The sequence below is a fragment of the Turicibacter sp. St.80E1 genome (genome assembly GCF_059728495.1).
Genome location: NZ_AP039386.1, coordinates 940,889 through 962,282 on the forward strand (window position 1 = coordinate 940,889; position 21,394 = coordinate 962,282).

The window sequence follows — 21,394 nt, forward strand, 5'->3', positions numbered from 1 at the left end:
TTGTAATGAAATATTCAGTCGCAACTTGTAGGAGGCTAGTATAAATGAAATATGTAAATGTCATTGGAGCAGGTTTAGCAGGTTCGGAGGCAGCTTACCAGCTTGCTAAACGTGGAATTCAAGTTAAGCTATATGAAATGCGTCCAGTAAAAAATACGCCAGCTCATCATACGCAAAATTTTGCAGAATTAGTATGTTCAAATTCATTGCGTGCAGACGGTTTAGCTAATGCGGTCGGTGTTTTAAAGGAAGAGATGCGAATTTTAGATTCACTTATTATGAAGGCAGCAGATGCTAATGCTGTACCTGCAGGAGGAGCCCTTGCCGTCGATCGTGAAGGCTTTTCAGGACAAATTACAGATTATTTAAGTCAACACCCTAATGTGGAAGTTATTCGAGAAGAGTTAACGGAAATCCCCGATGGGCCGACGATTGTGGCGACAGGTCCGTTAACAAGTGATGCTTTAAGCGCATATATTCGTGAAATGACAGGACATCATTCGTTTTATTTCTATGATGCCGCAGCGCCTATTATTGAAAAGGATTCTATTAACTTTGATAAAGTTTATTTAAAGTCTCGTTATGATAAAGGTGAGGCTGCCTACTTAAATTGTCCGATGTCTGAAGAGGAGTTTAATGCTTGGCATGAGGCTTTAGTTAATGCAGAAGTGGTTCCGGTTAAGGAATTTGAAAAAGAAGTTTTCTTTGAAGGATGTATGCCAATTGAGGTAATGGCAAAACGTGGCCGACAAACAGTTTTATTTGGTCCAATGAAACCAGTAGGCCTTGAAGATCCAAAGACAGGACAAACACCGTATGCCGTCGTTCAATTAAGACAGGATAATGCGGCGGGAACGCTTTATAATTTAGTTGGATTCCAAACGCATTTAAAATGGGGGGAACAAAAACGTATTGTTCAAATGATCCCAGGACTTGAAAATGCTGAAATTGTCCGTTATGGAGTGATGCATCGAAATTCGTTTATTAATTCTCCGGTACTACTTCGTCCGACTTATCAATTTAAGACACGTGATGATTTGTTCTTTGCAGGTCAATTAACGGGAGTGGAAGGTTATGTTGAATCGGCTGCATCGGGAATGATTGCAGGGATCAATATGGCGAAGTATATGTTGGGTGAAGAGCTAATTGAATTCCCAAGGGAAACGGCGATGGGATCAATGGCTTACTACATTACGCATACTTCTTGTGATGGATTTCAACCGATGAATGCTAATTTTGGGCTGTTTTTAGATTTAGAGGGTCGTGTGAAGAAAAAAGAAAAGAAAGCAATGTATGCAGCACGTGCTATCGAAAAAATTAAGGAATGTAAAGAGTTACTATAGAAGGTGGTAAAGAAAACAGTACGGAAGGTACTGTTTTCTTTGGCATAAAGGAGGGTTAAAGTGGAGGAGCTGATTCATAAATATTTGGAATACCTGATGTATGAGAAGAGGTACTCGATGCATACAATTTCAAATTATCAAAAGGACTTAGTCGAATGGACGTTATTTTGCGAGAAGGAATCTATCCCCCCTTTTGATGTGGAATACGGTGATGTTAGGAGTTATCTTAATGAATGTTACTTACAAAAATTGAATCGTCATACGGTAAGTCGAAAGTTATCGTCTTTGCGTTCCTATTATTATTTTTTACTGAAGGAAGGGGTCGTCTCTTCCAATGCCTTTTCAATTATTAAGGCACCGAAGGGAGGACAGGTGTTGCCTAAATTTTTATATGAGGAAGAAATGGTAGCATTGTTCGAAGGAATCGATCGATCAACTGTACTAGGAAGCCGCAATTATGCATTGTTAGAGCTCTTATATGCAACCGGAATACGGGTTTCGGAATGCTGTAATCTCACTATAAGCCAGTTTGACTTTGAGACAGGGATGTTATTGGTGCACGGAAAGGGGAAAAAGGACCGGTATGTTCCACTTGGAGATTTTGCTGTGGAATCGATGCAATGCTATCTAAAAGTGGGACGAAACCAATTATTGAATAAGTCACATATTGAAACAGATGTTGTATTTTTAAATCACCTTGGGTTTCCATTAACTGACAGAGGCGTTCGTGATATTTTAAAGAGGTTAACTCGGAATACTGCCATGCATATTAAGGTTGCCCCACATATGATTCGGCACACATTTGCAACGCATTTACTGAATCATGGTGCAAATTTAAGAGCTGTGCAGGAATTACTTGGACATGAGCATTTATCAAGTACGCAAATTTATACTCACGTTTCGAAGGAGCACCTTAAACAGGCTTATGCGGTCGCACATCCTAGAGCAAGAAAAAGTGAAAAATAGTATTGAGGAAGAGTACTAAATGGACGGTTGATTAGCTATAATGGAAGAGTAGTGGTTAGAATGGAGTGAGGGGAAATGGCTAGTTTATTAAGTGTAGGTTTAACTATTCCTTTACCGTGGTTATGGTTTTTACTTGCTACTATTTTTGGTATTATTGAGGCAATGACGCTAGGGATAGTTTCTATCTGGTTTGCTATTGGAGCGTTGGCCGCTATGCTTACCTCTATTTTTATTGATTCGGTTATGATTCAAATTTTTATTTTTCTTGCAACCTCTTTAATCTTGATTGTAAAAACGAGAAAATTTGCGGTTGGTATGTTGAAGGTTGGAAAGGAAAAGACGAATCTTGATGACTTGATTGGTAAAGAAGCCGTTGTTACTAAAGAAATTCTTCCGTATGTAGCGGGTGAGGTGAAGCTGGAAGGGAAATTTTGGCGCTCTATGTCTGAAAGTAAACAGACTTACGCCGAAGGTGCTATTGTGACTGTTTTAAGAATTGAAGGGGTTACGATCATCGTTAAATAGAAGGAAGGAGATGAAAATTATGCTTTATTTTATATTGGCTATTATCATTGTGATGATTATTTTAGTTATGGCAAATATTAAAGTTGTACCTCAGGCAAATGCCTACGTTATTGAACGTTTTGGGGCTTATGCAGCAACATGGAACGTCGGTTTACACGTTAAGATTCCTATTATGGACCGTGTTGCAAATAAAGTATTATTAAAAGAACAGGTGATTGATTTTAAACCACAACCAGTCATTACTAAAGATAATGTTACGATGCAGATTGATACGGTTGTATTTTTTCAAATTACGGATCCTAAATTATTTACATACGGAGTTAGTAACCCATTTGCAGCTATTGAAAATCTTACGGCAACAACATTGCGTAATATTATTGGGGAATTGGAATTAGACGAGACATTGACCTCAAGGGATATTATTAATTCACGTATGCGTGCTGTATTGGATGAAGCAACGGATCCATGGGGAATCAAAATTAATCGGGTAGAAGTAAAAAATATTATTCCACCGGAAGATATTCAGGCTGCTATGGAGAAACAGATGCGTGCTGAGCGTGAGAGACGAGAGAAAATTTTACAGGCAGAAGGGGAAAAGACATCAGCCATTTTAAAAGCAGAAGGGCTCAAAGAATCGCAAATCCTTGAAGCAGAGGCACGTAAGCAGGCGATGATTTTAGCGGCAGAAGCAGAAAAAGAAGCTGCTATTCGTAAAGCAGAGGGGGAAGCGGAAGCTATTTTAAAAGTTCAAGAGGCAACGTCAGCAGGGTTAAAGATGCTTAATGAGGCACAACCAACTACGGAAGTATTAACGTTAAAATCATTTGAGGCATTGGCGCAGGTAGCTGAAGGACAGGCAACGAAGTTAATTATTCCATCTGAAATTCAAAATGTTAGTGGGTTGATTGCATCGTTAACGGAAACGTCAAAGACAATTAAAGAATAACCAATTTAAATCATAATAGGCATCTCATAGGTTAGATAGAAGGTTTAATCTATGGGATGCTTTTTTCATTAAAAAGTATAAAAAGGTCGGAAGTGGGGATATTATAATTAGTTATTGAGATATAAGGAGAGTACTACAAAAATAATGTCATAAAATAACGAAAAAAAGATATAAGTGGTTGATTTTGCTAGCAATATTCGATAAAATTTATTTAGAACGAAAGAGAGACATTAATTTACGGGGTGATATATTGTGCAAGCAATTTTACTAGTGAGTGGCATTATTATCATCTTTTTAATTGGATTAGGGATATTGATTTACTTATTAATACCAAACTCTGAACAGTCGCAAATTTGCGAAGATAGGGATGGACAGATAGTGTTGGGGGAAAAATTAGTAGATGAATGGGTCACTGTAATCGAAGTTCAATTTAAAGGATATAGTGGTTTTTATACATATGCGGTAATGCAAACGGATATAAATAGGGGGCAATATGTGCTTGTTTTAACGCAAGATGGTATTCGATGTGCGAAGGTTGTGGGTGAACCTCGTACAATAAAAACGAGTCAATTGAATTTTCCACCGTTTTTACTACAAACAATTATTTGTGTGGCTGATAACGCAGACTTAGAATATTATAAATAAAGAAATGGATGAACCGAAAACTTTCTGATAAGGAAAGTTTTTTTCTAATTATAGTAAATGAAGGTTTCTGTCTATTTAAAATTCGAAAAAGGGTAATCATATGGTGCAGGACGCTTTTAGGGGATATACTTTTGGTGCAGTTTATAAGGTTTTAGACGGATAGATGGTAGTAAAACGTGATAAATTATTTGATTCATATCTAAGAGGAAGCATCTAACCCCTGACGAATAGCTTTTATTGTAGTAGAAAAGGAAAGACTGTCATTAACTCGCTCAAGGTTTTTAATGATGAGGGATTTGCTTGAAATTTTATTTTAGAAATAAAAAAATTTGAAAGATAGTTGAAAAAAAAGACGAAGTATGATAAATTTATAAACGGCATAAAAATACACACACATCTGGAGCGAATTGTCTAGTGCTATTTATGATAGTGGCAATTTGTGTTGAAAGATGTGGCGGCCGAACAAATTCGAACTTAGGAGGAACTTACAATGGCTATTATCTCAATGAAGCAATTGTTAGAAGCAGGGGTACACTTCGGACACCAAACACGTCGTTGGAACCCAAAAATGAAAAAATACATCTACACTGATCGTAATGGAATTTACATCATCGACTTACAAAAAACAGCTAAAAAATTAGATGAAGCTTATTACGCTTTACAAGAAGTCGCAAAAGATGGTGGACGTGTTTTATTCGTAGGAACTAAAAAACAAGCTCAAGAAGCTGTTAAAGATGAAGCAATCCGTGGAGGACAATTCTGGGTTAACCAACGTTGGTTAGGTGGAACTTTAACAAACTTTAAAACTATCCAAGCTCGTATTGCTCGTTTAGAAGAATTAGAAACAATGGAGCAAGATGGTACATTTGATGTATTACCTAAAAAAGAAGTTATCACATTACGCAAAGAAATGGATCGTTTAAATAAATTCTTAGGCGGAATCCGTGATATGAAAGAATTACCAAGCGCAATCTTCGTAATTGATCCTCGTAAAGAGCGTATTGCAATTGCAGAAGCACGTAAATTAAACATTCCAGTATTCGGTATTGTTGATACAAACTGTGATCCTGAAGATGTTGATTATGTAATTCCAGCTAACGATGACGCTATCCGTGCGGTACGTTTAATTGTTGGTAAAATGGTTGATGCAATCATTGAAGTAAATCAAGGATCTGCTGAAGAAGTAGCTACTGAAGAAGTAGTTGAAGAAGCAGTAGTAGCTGAGTAATTTGATAATGAATACCTTTTTCTCATTAGAGTTAAAGGTATTTTTTTTGAAAATGTGTAATAAATAAGTTGTTTTATATTTAATGAATAAATATAAGATAAATCTTCTAGAATATAGATGAATGATTTAAGATGAATTCATTTTAAAAAGAAGATTGTAATAGCTTGCAATATTTGTGTTTTTTTGTTATTATCAAAAAGATACAACGATAAGTGGTGTTAAACTTTTATTAAAATCTTAGGAGGAATCATAATGGCAATTACAGCGGCTATGGTTAAAGAATTACGTGAAAAAACTAGTGCAGGAATGATGGACTGTAAAAAAGCATTAGTAGAAACAAATGGAGATATGTCAGCTGCAATCGATTGGTTACGTGAACGTGGAATCGCAAAAGCAGCTAAAAAATCAGATCGTGTAGCGGCTGAAGGATTATGCTCAGTAGCAATCGATGGTAATACAGCAGTTATTTTTGAGTTAAACTCAGAAACAGACTTCGTTGCTAAGAATGAACAATTCTTATCATTATTAGATAAATTAGGAAAAATCTTAGTAGCTAACAAACCAGCAAATGTTGAAGAAGCATTAGCAATTGAAGTTGATGGAACAACAGTAGATGCAATGTTAATCGAAGCAACATCAACAATCGGAGAAAAAATTACGTTACGTCGTTTAACAGTTGTTGAAAAAGCAGATAACGAATTCTTTGGTTCTTACTTACACATGGGAGGACGTATTGCAGCATTAACAGTTGTTGAAGGAAAAGAAGAAGTTGCTAAGGACGCAGCTATGCATGCAGCAGCTATTAACCCACAATATTTAACTGTTGATCAAGTTCCTGCTGAAGTTGTAGCTAAAGAACGTGAAATCTTAACTCAAGAAGCATTAAATGAAGGAAAACCAGCTAATATCGTTGAAAAAATGGTAGAAGGTCGTATCCGTAAATTCTTAGCAGATGTATGTATGTTAGAACAACCATTTGTTAAAGATGGAGATGTTACTGTTGCTAAATATGCTAAGAATAATGGATCAACAATCAAATTATTTATCCGATTAGAAGTTGGAGAAGGAATTGAGAAAGTTGTTGCAAACTTCGCTGAAGAAGTAATGAGCCAAGTTCGCGCATAATTACCATTTATATTTAGGGGGCACATTTCTGTGTCCCTTGTTTCGAATTTAAAAGGTTATGGAAAGTGGGTGTCCTGATGGCGGCTTACAAGCGCGTTGTTTTAAAGCTAAGCGGTGAAGCTTTAGCAGGAGGAAAAGGGTTTGGTATTGATGCTGAGACCGTGCAACAGATTGCACTACAAATTAAAAGTGCATATGAAATAGGTGTAGAAATTGCAATTATCGTCGGTGGAGGTAATATTTGGCGTGGGAAAACTGCCAGCGAAATGGGAATGGAACGATCTAGTGCTGACTATATGGGAATGTTAGCAACCGTAATGAATGCACTGGCGTTGCAAAACGCGTTAGAAGGATGTGGGATTCAAACACGTACGCAAACTTCTATTCATATGAATCAAATTGCAGAGCCTTATATTCGTCGTCGTGCTATCCGCCATTTAGAAAAGGGACGTATCGTTATTTTTGGTGGTGGAACTGGAAATCCATATTTTTCAACAGACACGACAGCTGCTTTACGCGCAGCAGAAATTAATGCAGATGCAATTTTAATGGCAAAGAATGGCGTAGATGGTGTATATAATGATGATCCACGTTATAATAAAGAAGCAACTAAATATGATGAGTTATCATATCTAGAAGTTTTAAATCAAGGGTTACAGGTAATGGATTCTACAGCGGCTTCTTTATGTATGGATAATGATATTGAATTATTAGTTTTTAATATGAATGAGTCTGGTAATATTAAAAAGGCTGTAGCCGGAGAAAAAATCGGAACAATCGTGAAAGGGAGATAATTATGCCTAAAAGTGTATTAACAAACGCAGATACTCGAATGAGTAAAGCAATTGATTCTTTAAAACGTGAGTTTTCAGTATTACGTACTGGACGCGCAAGTGCAGCATTATTAGATAATATTCAAGTAGATTATTATGGAATGCCAACACCAATTAATCAAATGGCACAAATTACAGTTCCGGAAGCACGTCAACTTGTAATTAAACCATATGATAAATCAATGTTATCAGCGATTGAACGTTCAATTAATGAAGCAAACATTGGATTAACACCAAATAATGATGGTGAAGTTATTCGCTTAAATGTTCCAGCTTTAACTGAAGAACGTCGTCGTGAGTTAGCGAAAAAAGTTAAAGGATTCGCAGAAGATGCAAAAGTTGCAATCCGAAATGTTCGTCGTGATGCCAATGATGAATTTAAAAAATTACAAAAAAATGGTGAAATTACTGAAGATGCTTTAAAAGGTTATACTGAAGATGTTCAAAAATTAACTGATAAAAAAATCAAAGAAGTTGACGCAGTCGCTGACGAAAAAGAAAAAGATATTATGTCTATCTAGCATAAAAAAGCTACCCAAGTTGGGTAGCTTTTTTTATCCCCAAAAAGATAATCTTTATTGTCTTTTTTTCATTTTTTTCTAATGAAAGACGTATGATTATAAAGAATAATGTAACAAGATTCAGGGGGGTGTTGGGATAATGATTAGATTCAAGGATGTGGGGTATTTAACAGACGGAGAAATTGATTTAATTATTGAAAGAAAGGTTCCTGCTCATTTAGAGAAGTTTAAGGCGCCAACGTACTATTTTCAAATTAAAAAACATTTAAGCCCTTATGAAATAGGGAAAATTGATATTCGTATTGGTTATAATGAGAATACATTTTATGGGGGAAACGTTGGATATGAAATATATCCTCCGTATCGTGGAAATCATTATGCACAAAAAGCGTGTGAGCTTATTAAACGTGTGGCTAAGGCACATGGGATGAATTACTTGTACATTAGTTGTTTACCGAGTAATATTCCATCGAATAGAACTTGTCAACGACTAAATGCACGATGGATGGGTACCTATTATATTCCTATTTATTTAGAAATGTATATGTTTGGTGTAAGAGAAATTAATATTTATGAATGGGATATTTCAAATTAAAATAAAAAAAAACACTCAACATCCAAGTATATTATTCGACAAAAAATGCAAAATAGTATTGTCATCACATGGTGTTATGAGGAGGCGGCAACATGACGGTTGAAGAAAAAAAATTTAAAAAGTCAGCTCGTAATGCATTAATCCCTGATGTTTCTAAAATGCAAACGGAATTTGGTGCTGAATTTGTTGGCGACGAAAAACGTGCGGCCCAAAGTGTAGAAACTCGGGTGAAAACAAACGCACAACGTTATGGATATTTCAAAAGAAGTAACTAATTATTTTGCAGGTAAATTCGAATGAAAGGAAAGGATAGTAAGTTTATTAAGTTATCTTTTAATAAACAGAAAGGAAATTCCACTCTCGAGATGGGGTGTGAGCTTCAACCCTTGACGAAGGAAGAAATTCGAAGAATAAAGAAAAAAATTCGGCAACATGCCCTTAAGCATTAGCCTGCAGTGAGTGATTTTTCTGGAATGTCATTAAATATATGTGGCACCATAAGATGGCTTTATATAAATTAAGCTACTAATTTTTTAGTAGCTTTTTTTTATGAAAAAATTTCAAGGCAGGTATTTATTTATGACAGAGTTAAAGTTTATTTGTATAATTACGGAATGTTGGTAGAAAAAAGAAAGTAAGTGTATTAAAATATATAAGATAGGTTATATATATGAAAGGCGGTTTCTTTAATGTTCTTTAAAAAGAAAAAAAAGGCACAGTTAGATAAAAATCGCATTTTAAATGCACCTTTGCCACAACATATTGCGATTATTTTAGATGGGAATGGAAGATGGGCTAAAAAGCGTGGTCTCCCGCGAACGGCAGGTCATCAAGAGGGTGCGATGAATGTACGTGAGATTACAAAAATATGTGCAAATATTGGGGTTAAGGCGTTAACTGTCTATGCCTTTTCAACGGAGAATTGGAAACGACCGGAAGAGGAAGTTAAATTTTTAATGAAATTACCCATTAAATTCTTTAATGATTTTGCGCCAGAATTAATAGAGAATGATATTAGATTAAAGGTTATTGGGAATGTAGAGGATTTGCCTAAAGATTTACAGAAAAAAGTGTTAGAAATTACGGAAATGACACAAAATAATAAGAAGATGACATTAACGATTGCACTAAATTATGGTTCAAGGGATGAGATTAAACAGGCAGTTCAGCAGATTGCGACAGATGTTCTAGATCATCAATTAAAAGTAGAAGAGATAAGTGAGGATCTTATTGATCGCTATCTCATGACCTATGATTTACCACCGCTTGATCTCATGATTAGAACGAGCGGGGAATTAAGAATTAGTAATTATTTACTATGGCAATTAGCTTATGCTGAGTTATATTTTACGTCAATTGCCTGGCCTGATTTTAAAGAGCAACAGTTATATGAGGCACTTTTTGATTATCAAAGTCGTCAACGACGCTTTGGTGGATTAAGTGAGAAAAAGTAAAGGAGAGATTTATTCATGAAACAACGAATTATTACAGCTATTATCATGGTTTTAATCGGTGTTCCTATTGTTGTTTATGGGAATTATCCTGTTCTTATTTTAGGGGGGGGATTATCGTTAGTAGCTGTACGTGAAATGATTTCAATGAAGGATATAACGACTAAGACGCCGATTGAAATTAAACTGTTCACTATAATTGCAACATTGGTTATTGTTTTTTATTCATTTGATTTTAATCAATTAAACTATCATGCAGTTACCTCTTTTGGGTTAGAGATTCCGGCTATCTTTTTATTTGTTCTATTACTTGTTTCAATGATTCGTAAAGATTTTAGTTTAAAAGATGCATCTTATTATCTCTTAACCATTTTTTACGTGGGCTTAACATTTCATGCACTTTTATTTATCCGCTTTTTAGGATTAAATCTTCTTTTATTTATGATTTTAATAGTAGCTATAACGGATTCAGGAGCCTATTTTTGTGGGAAAAAATTTGGAAAACATAAGTTGGCTCCTCGTGTGAGTCCCAATAAAACGATTGAAGGGTCATTTGGTGGAACGCTATTGGGGGTGATTGGTGGAACCCTATTTGGAAGTTTGACGGGGATTTCAACTCATATTGGCATTCTAATAATGATAAGCTTAGTTGTTGCCGTTGTGGGGCAATTAGGAGATTTAGTCGCATCATCGATGAAAAGAGAATTCGGTATTAAGGATTTTGGAAATCTCTTTCCAGGCCATGGAGGAGTATTGGATCGATTTGATAGCCATCTATATGCGTCATTGGCATTATATATTTTAATTAATGGATTGAACGTGGTGATGTAAAATGAAAAATATTTATTTATTAGGAGCAACAGGCTCAATTGGTACACAGACACTAGATGTGATTCGACAACATCCAGATAAGTTCCGTTTAGTTGCATTTTCCGCGGGGCGTAACATTGAGTTAACAAAAAAGATTATTAATGAATTCAGACCGGCCTATGTTTCTGTTATTAGTGAGCAATCCGCTAAGCAGTTGGCTGAACAATATAAAGAAGTGGAGTTTGGATTTGGGGATGAAGGTTTAATAAATGTCGCAACATACGATGCAGTTGCTGGTGATGAGCATTTTGTTTTATCAGCTGTTATGGGGGCGGTTGGGTTATTGCCAACATTAAAAGCAATTGAGATGCGTAGAACGATTGGAATTGCTAATAAGGAGACTCTTGTTACTGCGGGTCATTTAGTGATGGAGAAGGCTCGAAAATATGGAGTGAAGTTGTTACCCGTCGATAGTGAACATTCTGCAATTTATCAATGTTTACAGGGGGAGGATGCAAAGGCAATAAGAAAAATTATTATTACGGCAAGTGGTGGCTCATTCCGAGATTACACACGGGAAATGTTGAAGGAAGTAACCCGTGAACAGGCTCTAAATCATCCAAATTGGTCAATGGGTGCCAAAATTACGATTGATTCTGCAACCATGATGAATAAAGGATTAGAGGTCATTGAAGCACATTGGTTGTTTGATTTACCATATGATCAAATTGAAACGATTCTCCATAGACAAAGTATTATTCATTCCATGGTTGAGTTTGAGGATACAAGTATTATTGCTCATTTGGGAACCCCAGATATGCGTATTCCTATTCAATTTGCAATGAGTTACCCCGAGCGAATTGATTTAAAACAGTCTAAATCTTTAAAATTAGAAGAGGTAGGCATGTTAGAGTTTAAAAAAATGGATTTTGAACGTTTTCCTTGTTTGAAAATGGCCTATGAGGCTGGACATGAAGGAGGAAGTTGTCCGACGGTTTTAAATGCGGCAAACGAGGCAGCCGTTGATTTGTTTCTAAAAGATAAAATTTCCTTTCTAGATATTGAGAAAGTTGTATATGAATCTTTGGAACATCACCACAAGGTTGATCGTCCAGCTTTAGAGGACATTATAGAGATTGATAAAAACACACGTCGTATAATAACTGAAAAGTATGAATAATGGAGGATGGATAGATGATAGGAATTTTAAGCTTTATTTTAGCCTTAGGGGTTATTATCCTTGTTCATGAACTAGGACATTTTTTAGTTGCAAAACATTATGGAATTTTATGTCACGAGTTTTCAATAGGAATGGGACCGCTTGTATGGAGTAAAAAGCGCGGTGAAACGACTTATTCTATTCGCGCAATCCCATTCGGGGGATACGTTTCAATGGCAGGCGAAGAGGCCGAGAAAGAGATCGTTAAGGTTGATCAAGTCGTCGGGTTAGAGTTTGATCAAAATGGAAAAGTTAATAAGATATTTCTAGATCCTACGAATCAGAAAGTCGTTGGGACAATTAAGGAGTTAGATTTATACAAGGCATTAAGTATCACTTTGACATTAGAAGGTGGCGAAGTGCAAAGGTATGATGTTGATCATGATGCAAATTATATCCTTGAAAAAAGTGTACAGCAAATTGCCCCGTACGACCGCTGCCTAGAGTCAAAATCAAAATGGGCTCGATTTGCGACCATGGCCGCAGGAGCTACAATGAATTTTGTTTTAGCATTTGTTCTGTTTTTTATTGTGGGTCTTGCAGTAGGAATGCCAACTGGATCAAATAGGTTAGGAGGAGTTGTTGAAAATTCTCCTGCTCAGGTGGCCGGATTGGTAGCGGGTGATCAAATTATTTCTTATAACAATCACTCCGTAGCAAATTGGGAGGAATTAACCCAGGCTATTTCTTCTACCAAGGATTCAACAACGGTGACGTACATTAGAGATGGACAGACAAAGACGGTAGAGCTTACCCCTCAAATTAGTGAAAATGGGGGGCAAATAAGTACTTCAATTGGGGTTTCTACAGAATATGAAAAATCTCTCTTATCGGGTTTTAACTATGCGGTATTTAAAATGAAGGAAGCATTTGTATCAATTTTTCAAACATTTAAAATGTTATTTGTTACAAAAGAGGCCGGGATTGATGATTTATCAGGACCTGTTGGAATTTATACGATGACATCTACCATTGCAACCTTTGGATTAACTTCGCTAATAATATGGATTGGCTTTTTAAGTGTTAATATTGGAATTATGAATTTACTACCTTTACCGGCCTTAGATGGAGGAAGAATCGTTTTTGTTTTAATTGAGGCGCTTATTGGGCGTCCAATCGACCGTCGTGTTGAAGGGTATGTTCATATGGCGGGACTACTTTTATTCTTCGGATTATTCATTTATGTGACGTTTAATGATGTTATTCGCCTGATTAATGCATAAAAGGATTGAAAAGCGGTCGAAAAGATGCGATAATGAAAAAAATAAGAAGTTAAGGATGTAAAAATATCTTTAATTTTGTAGGAGGATAAAACATGAAACAATCAATGATGTTTATTCCAACATTGCGTGAAGTACCAAGTGATGCCGAGATTCGCTCACATCAATTTTTATTGCGTGCTGGATTTATTAAACAAGTTGCAGCTGGAGTCTATACTTATTTACCGCTTGCGAAGCGTTCACTTCATCATATTGAAACGATTATTCGCGAAGAATTAAATGCGATTGATGGAAACGAGTTATTAATGCCAGCGTTACAACCAAAAGAATTATGGGACGAGACGGGACGTTGGTCTGTTTATGGATCTGAATTGATGAGATTAACTGATCGTAATAGCCGTGAATTTGCGTTAGGACCTACACATGAAGAGGTTATTACAGATGTTGTACGTGATTATTTAAATTCATATAAAAAATTACCATTAACCGTTTATCAGATTCAAACAAAGTTCCGTGATGAAGCACGTCCACGTTTTGGATTAATGCGTGGTCGAGAGTTTATTATGAAGGATGCCTATTCGTTTCATGCAAATCAGGAATCTTTAGATAAAACGTATGATAAATTTGTACAGGCTTATACTAATATCTTTAATCGTTGTGGATTAAAATTTAGAATGGTAGAAGCGGATAGTGGACAAATCGGTGGATCACAATCAGCGGAGTTTATGGCTTTAGCTGAAGTTGGAGAAGACACAATTGTGTATTCAACAACAGGATCATTCGCGGCAAATATTGAAGTTGCAGATTTACCAGTTGGTGCTCCATCACCAGATGGTGTCGGTGTGGTAGATCATGCAAAAGGAATCGAAGTTGGACATGTCTTTAAATTAGGAACAAAATATTCTGAATCAATGAATGCTGTTTTTCTTGATGAGAATCAAAAGAAACAACCTATTATCATGGGATGCTATGGAATAGGTGTTAGCCGTGTGATGATGGCAGTGATTGAGCAAAATAATGATGAGAATGGAATGATTTGGCCGAAGTCGATTGCTCCATTTGATATTCATGTTATTCCAGTTGATGTTAAGAAAGCTGAGCAGTTAGACGCTGCTACAAAAATTTATGAAGACTTGAAAGCTGTTGGATTTGAAGTACTATTAGATGATCGTAAAGAACGTGCAGGTGTCAAATTCTCTGATGCAGATTTAATTGGTCTTCCGATTCGCGTGACAGTTGGTCGTGGAATTAGTGATGGATTAGTGGAAATCAAAATTCGACAGACTGGTGAAGTTTTTGAAGTAAAGGTTACAGAACTTGTATCATTTATTAAGGAAAAGTATCAGGAATTAGCTTAAAAAATTCTCTCCCTGAGAGAATTTTTTTTATCGGCTATTTTAATACAAGTAGCCTGATATGAGGAATTAATTAGGATATGGAAGTCAATTTGGTGTCTTTTTATGCACTTAAATTTTCCAACATACCATTCGAGTCTCTGAAGAGGCTAGAAGGCTATTTGTCGCTATTTTGTAATATAAAGCTGAAACTAAGGCTTGTATCGAAAAAACGGAAAGACTCAGTCAAAGGCAGTGTGCCTAAAAAGATATAAGGAACGAAAGAATATTTTCTTTTAAATGAAAGCTGATAGGCCCTATGATACATGTGTCGTATTTATACAATTAGGAATTTTTTGAATGATTTACTACTAGAAGAAATGTTATACATAAGTGATAGGAGAGCTTTTACTTAATGTGTATGGTCATGTGATCGTATGAATACGGTATAAAAAGTAAAAAATATTTATGGTAATGAAACATGAAAAAATCAGTTCTATTAGATGATGAAATAATTTGAAAACAGTGATAGAATGGATTAGTTATGATGGGTGGTGAGTTACCATCTGACGTCTCTTATCTGATGATAGGAGAAATATATAGTAGATATAGACTGTGTGTTTAGATAGAAAAGGGGGATCCCCGCATGCAAAAACAGATGCAAATTTTGTTAGAACAAATTCAATATCCAGAGCACCAACTTTTTTTATTCGATAATAAGCTCATTGAAAAAGTCGATGTTTTTAGAAAACGTCAGGAACTGCTCTTTCATTTAACTTTTGATACACCATTGGTTTCAGCCGCTTTTTATGAGTTTTATTCCCATTTTGAAAATACATTTGGTCGTATTTCAACCATTAATCATGCGAGCTTTACGATTCGTTATTTAAGCCGTCCGAGTGATGAACAGATTTTGGAGTATTGGCCATTAATGATTGAATATTTAAGTCGGCAAGATTTATTGATACGCTGTCTTGAAAGTTTTAAAGCAACCGTTGTAGGTGATCAGCTACAAATTGCAGTAAAGGAAGCTCGTGATTATCAAGAAATTAAAGAAAAGTACGCGATAAAAATTCAACGTGGATTTGAACAGTTTGGCTTTCCAATAAAAGAAGTGTGTCCTATCTATTCCGAGGATGCTCTTTCTGATGCAGAAATTTTGACAAGAAGGGAGACTTCCTTACCTCCAATCGTAGAGGTGAAAAAGAGTGTTGAGACTGAACCTAATCCGCAACGCCCAACCTTTAGAAATGAAGGAGGAGCTAGAGGAGGACGAGGAGGCTATTCGCGAAAAGAACCTGAAGTTACTGAGACATCGATTGGTGGACCTATTACAGGGAATCCGATGAACTGTAAAGATATTGATGATGAAATGAGTCGGTGTGTGTTAGAAGGTTATATCTTTGATGCAGAAACCCGCGATATTAGAAATGGTGAGATGCTGTTAATAACTGCTAAATTTACTGACTATACGGACTCTATTTATATTAAAATGTTTGCAAAATCGGATGAAACAAAGAAAATGGTCCCAAAGATTTTGAAAAAGGGAAACTGGGTTCGTGTCAGTGGGAGAATTCAATTTGATACTTTTTCAAAGGAATTGTGCATGATGGTCAATGCTGCGAATCTTATTGATGCTAAGGTTGAAGAAAGAAAAGATTTAGCACCTGAGGGTGAAAAGCGTGTGGAATTGCATGTCCATACGAAGATGAGTGCGATGGACGGAGTGACTGATATTTCGTCTTATATTAGCCAGGCAGCAAAATGGGGGCACCGAGCAATTGCTTTGACCGATCACGGAGTCGTTCAGGCCATTCCAGATGCCTATCATGCAGCCAAAAAGAACGATATTAAAATTATCTATGGAGTTGAGGGATACCTTGTTGAAGATCGCCCTAAAATCGCTTGGGCGGAACAAGATATTTCACTCAACTCAGCGACATATGTCGTATATGATGTGGAAACGACAGGGTTTTCGACTAATTATGATGTGATTATTGAAATTGCCGCAGTAAAAATTTATAATGGATCAATTATTGATGAGTTTTCTGACTTTGCTAATCCTCATCGAAAACTGTCACTAAAAACCATTGAGTTAACGCATATTATGCAAAGTGATGTTGATCAGGCCCCTGAGCTTGAGGATGTGATGAGAAGGTTTAAGGAATGGTCAGAAGGTTGTATTCTAGTTGCGCATAATGCCTCATTCGATATGGGGCACTTACAGGCAACATATGAGCGATTTAATTTAGGAGACTGTGAAAATCCTGTGATTGACACACTAGCAGCTGCCCGTGTCATGTATCATCATCAATATGGTGTTTATTGGAACTATGCGACAGATGCCCTTATTGATGAAAAGTTTAAGCGTAAAATGAAACGATTTAACTTAAAAGCTTTATCTAAATTTTTTAAAGTAGAGTTAACGCAACATCACCGGGCGATTTATGATGCGCGTGCGACAGGTCAAGCCTTTATTTTGCTATTAAAGGATATGATGAAACTAGGGATTAAGACGCATGATCAAATTAATCAATTAGTTGATGATGATAGTTCATTTAAATTGGATTATTCAACGCATGTGACTATCCTGGCTAAAAATGAGATAGGATTTAAAAATTTATTTAAAATTGTTTCTCAGTCCATGACAAACGATTTGTATGGGCAACCTCGTATTCGCCGTAGTTATTTACAGGCCCATCGAGAAGGGCTACTTATTGGGAGTAGCTGTGTCAATGGTGAGGTTTTTGAAACAGCCTTAAATAAATCTTATGAAGAGTTAAAGGAAAAGGCGAAATTCTATGATTATTTAGAAGTTCAACCACCGGAAGTATATTCCCATTTAATTGATTTGAACTCAAAGGAGATGGCAAATTATATTATAAAGACCATCGAGCGAATTATTAAAGTAGGGGAGGAGTTGAACATTCCAGTTTGTGCAACGGGAGATGTTCACCACTTAAATCGTGATGATAAAATTTATCGTCAAATATATACGCGAACACCAGCAATTGGGGGAGGGCGTCATCCACTTAATCATCCAGATATAAAATCGATCCCGAGTATGCATTTTAGAACAACGGATGAAATGTACCACGATTTTCACTTTTTAAGTGAAGAGAAACAGAAAGAAATTATTGTGATTAATCCAAATATGATCGCCGATCAGTGTGAAATGATTAAGGCAATTAAAGATGAATTATTTACACCGGCAGATGATTTCCTTAAAGATAAGGGGATTCCAAGTATTAAAGACCGTTTAAGTGAAATGTGTTATGAACGAGCTTATGAATGGTATGGTAAAGAATTGCCACAGTATGTTCTTGATCGGTTGATTAAAGAACTAAATAGTATTATCGGGAACGGATTTGCGGTTATTTACTATATTTCTCACATGCTTGTAAAAAAATCACTTGATGACGGCTACTTAGTTGGTTCTCGTGGATCGGTCGGGTCATCGTTTGTAGCCACTTTAATGGATATCACGGAGGTTAATCCGTTGTCTCCGCATTATCGATGCCCAAACTGTCTTTTTTCGGCCTTTAAAATGAACGAAGATGAAAAACATCGCTACGGAATTCGTCCGGAGGAAGAACAGTTTCAGGAGATTTTAGCTAATGCTGAGTCGGGGTTTGATTTGCCAGATGCACATTGTCCACATTGTGGCACGAAGATGAGAAAAGATGGACATGATATTCCGTTTGAGACATTCCTTGGATTTAAGGGAGACAAAGTTCCCGATATCGATTTAAATTTCTCAGGAGAATACCAACCGGTTGCCCATCTGTATTGTAGAGAGGTATTTGGTGATGACTTTGCCTTCCGTGCCGGAACGATTGGAACCGTCGCTGAAAAAACAGCATTTGGATATGTAAGAGGATTTTTAGAAGATACGCATCATCAAATGCGTACAGCTGAAATTGAACGTTTAGCAAAAGGATGCGAGGGTGTGCGAAGAACGTCGGGGCAACACCCGGGAGGGATTATTGTTGTTCCAAACTATATGGATATTTATGATGTGACACCAATTCAGTATCCTGCCGATGATCCAACGGCGGAATGGCGAACTACTCACTTCGACTTCCATTCTATTCATGACAATTTATTAAAACTTGATATACTTGGGCACGATGATCCGACGGTTATTCGTTATTTACAAGATATTTCAGGAATAGATCCGAAGGACATTCCAACCGACGACCCAGAAGTTTATAAATTATTTTATTCCACGGAATCATTAGGGGTGACACCAGAGCAAATTCGTTCAACGACGGGGTCATATGGCGTTCCGGAGTTTGGAACTCCTTTTGTGCGCAATATGCTTGAAGATACGAAGCCTAAAACGTTTGCGGAGTTAGTTAAGATTTCAGGTCTTTCTCATGGAACGGACGTATGGTTGAATAATGCAGCCGATTTAGTGTCTGGGAAATACGAGAAGTTTGGCAAGATTGAATTTAAAAATGTTATCGGATGTCGTGATGATATTATGGTCTATTTAATGTATGGTGGCTTAGAACCCGCTCTGGCGTTTAAGATTATGGAGTTTGTGCGTAAAGGGATGGCGAGTAAGGTGCCAGACGGATGGAAAGAGTTTGAAGAAGAGATGCGCAAGCATCATATTCCTGAATGGTATATTTGGTCTTGTGGGCAAATTAAATATATGTTCCCAAAAGCCCATGCTACTGCATATGTTTTAATGGCAATTCGAATTGCATGGTTTAAAGTTCATCATCCTATTTATTATTATTGTGCGTACTTTTCAAAACGTGCGGATGTCTTTGAAATTGAAACGATGATGAAGGGGCCAGATGCTATTAGAAAACGTTTAGACGAAATTGATGAAAAGGGATTTGAGGCCACACCTAAGGAAAAAAACTTAGTTACTATACTTGAAATTGCATTAGAGATGACAGAACGCGGTTTTTACTTTCAAAACTTTAATTTAGAAGAGTCACAGGCCGTTGATTTTAAAATTTCTGACGATAAAAAGTCATTAATCCCTCCATTTACAGCGTTGGATGGATTGGGGGAAAACGTGGCTAGACAAATTGTAGCTGCAAGAGAAGAGGAGCCCTTTAAAACGATTAAGGATGTTCAAACTCGAGGGAAAGTTTCTAAAACGCTGATTGAAAAAATGCAAATGATGAATGTCTTTGGTGATATGGAACTTGGAACGGATAAGCCAAACAAATCAGCTTCACGTCCACCAAGCAATCAAATGACATTATTTTAACAAAAAAGAGGTCTAATAAAAGGGTTCTTTGTCAAATAGTGTTGCTGATTAATTTGTAACCTGTTACAACGAAAATTCAAATCGAAATCCTAGTAGCTATGCTGCTAGGATTTTCGTTTTAGGCTTTGTTAGATTTTGAACCATGAGAATACGAGATTTAAAGTGATAGAAACTACGATATCCAAAGGCAATACGCTTAATGACCTTAATTTTATTATTAATTCCTTCGATGGGACCATTTGTGTAATGAGTTGAGAGTGTATTTTTAATATAGGATTGATAAGTTTTAAAGGTTTGGAAAGCCGTTTGAAACTCAGGAGAAACAAGCGGATGTTCCGTTTCGAGTAAATGATTAAATCGTTTTAAGTTTTTTGTCTGAAGAGCGAAAAGTAACTCTTGATATAAATCATAGGTTGCTTTTAATTCAGGAGATAAATCAAGTAGAAAGTTTAAGATATCAATTTCACGCATGGGTTGTTTAAAGCAGTAAACTGATCGATAAGTGGTGGTATTAAGTAAAGCGTGAGATTTTAAAAATAAGCGCCAATAACGTTTGAATTTACGACCATGCTTTTTGAACTTTTTCATGAATCGGATTCGAGTTTTGTTCAGTGCACGAGAGAGATGTTGAACGAGATGAAATTTATCAATGATAATTTGGGCATGAGGAAAAAGATCCTTAATGAGGCTGATGTAAGGAGCGTACATATCAATCACAATATTTTTTACTCGATGACGTGCTTCCTTTGTGTATCGTTTAAAATAAGCTTGAAGGGAGTTTAAACGACGATCTTCAACGATATCGATGATTTGTTTTGAGTCAGCATCGCAAAAAATAAAAGACATATGCCCCTCAGCAGACTTAACGGATTTAAATTCATCAAAACAGAGATTTTCAGGTAAATAATTAAGGTTTGAGATTCATAAAAGCTATGGATGATTCGATTGACGGTTGAATGAGAGACCTGATGGCGACGTGCGATATCACATTCAGAAATTTTATTTTGGGCCTCTAAAGCAATGGCGTGTTTCGTATGATAAGAAATGTAACAGTTCTTTTCAACAATTGAAGTACTTAGTGTAAAAGTAGACTGGCAATGCCCACAATAATAACGCTGTTTTTTTAGGTCTAAGTAGGTATCGTGAAGAGAGACTTTTGGAATGACAATTCGAGAGGTTTTAAATCCATGCTTCTTAAATTTTGAATCAAATAGGGTTCCGCATTTTTGACAATGAGTCGGTTGATACGTAAGAATACCTTTAAAGATAAAGCTAGTAATTCCGTTCAACTTCACTTCCTCAAGATAATCTTCTGAAAATGTAATATTTTTATCTTTAATATTTAAAAGTTTTCTAGTAAAATATGAGTGAGACATTAAATCTTATCCTTTCAATATTGT

Annotated in this window: 19 protein-coding genes; 17 read left to right on the forward strand and 2 right to left on the reverse strand. The window is 36.3% G+C overall.

Features of this window, described 5'->3' with window-relative positions; all coding sequences use genetic code 11:
- Window positions 1-44: 44 nt before the first annotated feature.
- The 17 genes from trmFO to AC6I0I_RS04745 all read left to right on the forward strand — a co-directional run bounded on the left by trmFO (window position 45) and on the right by AC6I0I_RS04745 (window position 19,994).
- Window positions 45-1,343, forward strand: coding sequence for a methylenetetrahydrofolate--tRNA-(uracil(54)-C(5))-methyltransferase (FADH(2)-oxidizing) TrmFO (trmFO, locus tag AC6I0I_RS04665; RefSeq protein ID WP_262953689.1), 1,299 nt, complete (start codon window positions 45-47; stop codon window positions 1,341-1,343).
- Between the two features lie 60 nt (window positions 1,344-1,403).
- Window positions 1,404-2,309 (forward strand): tyrosine recombinase XerC, encoded by a 906-nt coding sequence (gene xerC / locus AC6I0I_RS04670; protein WP_262953688.1) that lies wholly within the window; start codon window positions 1,404-1,406, stop codon window positions 2,307-2,309.
- A gap of 75 nt (window positions 2,310-2,384) precedes the next feature.
- A complete protein-coding gene (locus tag AC6I0I_RS04675) occupies window positions 2,385-2,834 on the forward strand; it encodes an NfeD family protein (protein ID WP_161832191.1) in 450 nt (149 codons plus the stop codon).
- A gap of 10 nt (window positions 2,835-2,844) precedes the next feature.
- Complete coding sequence (locus AC6I0I_RS04680) at window positions 2,845-3,780, forward strand: SPFH domain-containing protein (RefSeq protein WP_202618766.1); 936 nt, start codon at window positions 2,845-2,847, stop codon at window positions 3,778-3,780.
- 252 nt (window positions 3,781-4,032) lie between these two features.
- The gene (locus AC6I0I_RS04685; protein WP_161832189.1) at window positions 4,033-4,425 is read left to right on the forward strand and encodes a hypothetical protein; all 393 of its coding nucleotides are present in this window, start codon (window positions 4,033-4,035) and stop codon (window positions 4,423-4,425) included.
- A 490-nt stretch (window positions 4,426-4,915) separates the two neighbouring features.
- Window positions 4,916-5,653: a 30S ribosomal protein S2 gene (rpsB, locus tag AC6I0I_RS04690; RefSeq protein ID WP_161832188.1), complete on the forward strand. Its 738-nt coding sequence runs from the start codon at window positions 4,916-4,918 to the stop codon at window positions 5,651-5,653.
- Window positions 5,654-5,905: 252 nt separating this feature from the next.
- Complete coding sequence (gene tsf / locus AC6I0I_RS04695) at window positions 5,906-6,778, forward strand: translation elongation factor Ts (RefSeq protein ID WP_161832187.1); 873 nt, start codon at window positions 5,906-5,908, stop codon at window positions 6,776-6,778.
- Between the two features lie 77 nt (window positions 6,779-6,855).
- Window positions 6,856-7,572, forward strand: coding sequence for a UMP kinase (gene pyrH, locus AC6I0I_RS04700; RefSeq protein ID WP_161832186.1), 717 nt, complete (start codon window positions 6,856-6,858; stop codon window positions 7,570-7,572).
- Window positions 7,573-7,574: 2 nt separating this feature from the next.
- Window positions 7,575-8,132 carry a ribosome recycling factor gene (gene frr / locus AC6I0I_RS04705; RefSeq protein WP_161832185.1) on the forward strand — a complete coding sequence of 186 codons (558 nt, stop codon included), beginning with the start codon at window positions 7,575-7,577 and terminating at the stop codon, window positions 8,130-8,132.
- A 139-nt stretch (window positions 8,133-8,271) separates the two neighbouring features.
- A complete protein-coding gene (locus AC6I0I_RS04710; RefSeq protein ID WP_161832184.1) occupies window positions 8,272-8,727 on the forward strand; it encodes a GNAT family N-acetyltransferase in 456 nt (151 codons plus the stop codon).
- A gap of 92 nt (window positions 8,728-8,819) precedes the next feature.
- On the forward strand, window positions 8,820-9,002 hold the full coding sequence (locus tag AC6I0I_RS04715; RefSeq protein ID WP_161832183.1) for a hypothetical protein: 183 nt from the start codon (window positions 8,820-8,822) through the stop codon (window positions 9,000-9,002).
- A gap of 414 nt (window positions 9,003-9,416) precedes the next feature.
- The gene (gene uppS / locus AC6I0I_RS04720) at window positions 9,417-10,181 is read left to right on the forward strand and encodes an undecaprenyl pyrophosphate synthase (protein ID WP_161832182.1); all 765 of its coding nucleotides are present in this window, start codon (window positions 9,417-9,419) and stop codon (window positions 10,179-10,181) included.
- A 15-nt stretch (window positions 10,182-10,196) separates the two neighbouring features.
- Window positions 10,197-11,009: a phosphatidate cytidylyltransferase gene (locus AC6I0I_RS04725; protein ID WP_161832181.1), complete on the forward strand. Its 813-nt coding sequence runs from the start codon at window positions 10,197-10,199 to the stop codon at window positions 11,007-11,009.
- Between the two features lies 1 nt (window position 11,010).
- The gene (dxr, locus tag AC6I0I_RS04730; RefSeq protein WP_161832180.1) at window positions 11,011-12,168 is read left to right on the forward strand and encodes a 1-deoxy-D-xylulose-5-phosphate reductoisomerase; all 1,158 of its coding nucleotides are present in this window, start codon (window positions 11,011-11,013) and stop codon (window positions 12,166-12,168) included.
- Between the two features lie 14 nt (window positions 12,169-12,182).
- The gene (gene rseP / locus AC6I0I_RS04735; RefSeq protein ID WP_161832179.1) at window positions 12,183-13,430 is read left to right on the forward strand and encodes an RIP metalloprotease RseP; all 1,248 of its coding nucleotides are present in this window, start codon (window positions 12,183-12,185) and stop codon (window positions 13,428-13,430) included.
- A 92-nt stretch (window positions 13,431-13,522) separates the two neighbouring features.
- On the forward strand, window positions 13,523-14,785 hold the full coding sequence (gene proS, locus AC6I0I_RS04740; protein ID WP_161832178.1) for a proline--tRNA ligase: 1,263 nt from the start codon (window positions 13,523-13,525) through the stop codon (window positions 14,783-14,785).
- Window positions 14,786-15,407: 622 nt separating this feature from the next.
- Window positions 15,408-19,994, forward strand: a complete 4,587-nt coding sequence (locus AC6I0I_RS04745) for a PolC-type DNA polymerase III (protein WP_161832177.1) — start codon at window positions 15,408-15,410, stop codon at window positions 19,992-19,994.
- Between the two features lie 96 nt (window positions 19,995-20,090).
- Here AC6I0I_RS04745 and AC6I0I_RS04750 read toward each other — a convergent pair whose 3' ends face one another.
- Window positions 20,091-20,840, reverse strand: coding sequence for an ISL3 family transposase (locus tag AC6I0I_RS04750; RefSeq protein ID WP_338506721.1), 750 nt, complete (start codon window positions 20,838-20,840; stop codon window positions 20,091-20,093).
- Window positions 20,774-21,370, reverse strand: a complete 597-nt coding sequence (locus AC6I0I_RS04755; RefSeq protein ID WP_497993658.1) for a transposase family protein — start codon at window positions 21,368-21,370, stop codon at window positions 20,774-20,776. Before AC6I0I_RS04755 ends, AC6I0I_RS04750 begins: the two co-directional genes overlap by 67 nt.
- Window positions 21,371-21,394: the final 24 nt, after the last annotated feature.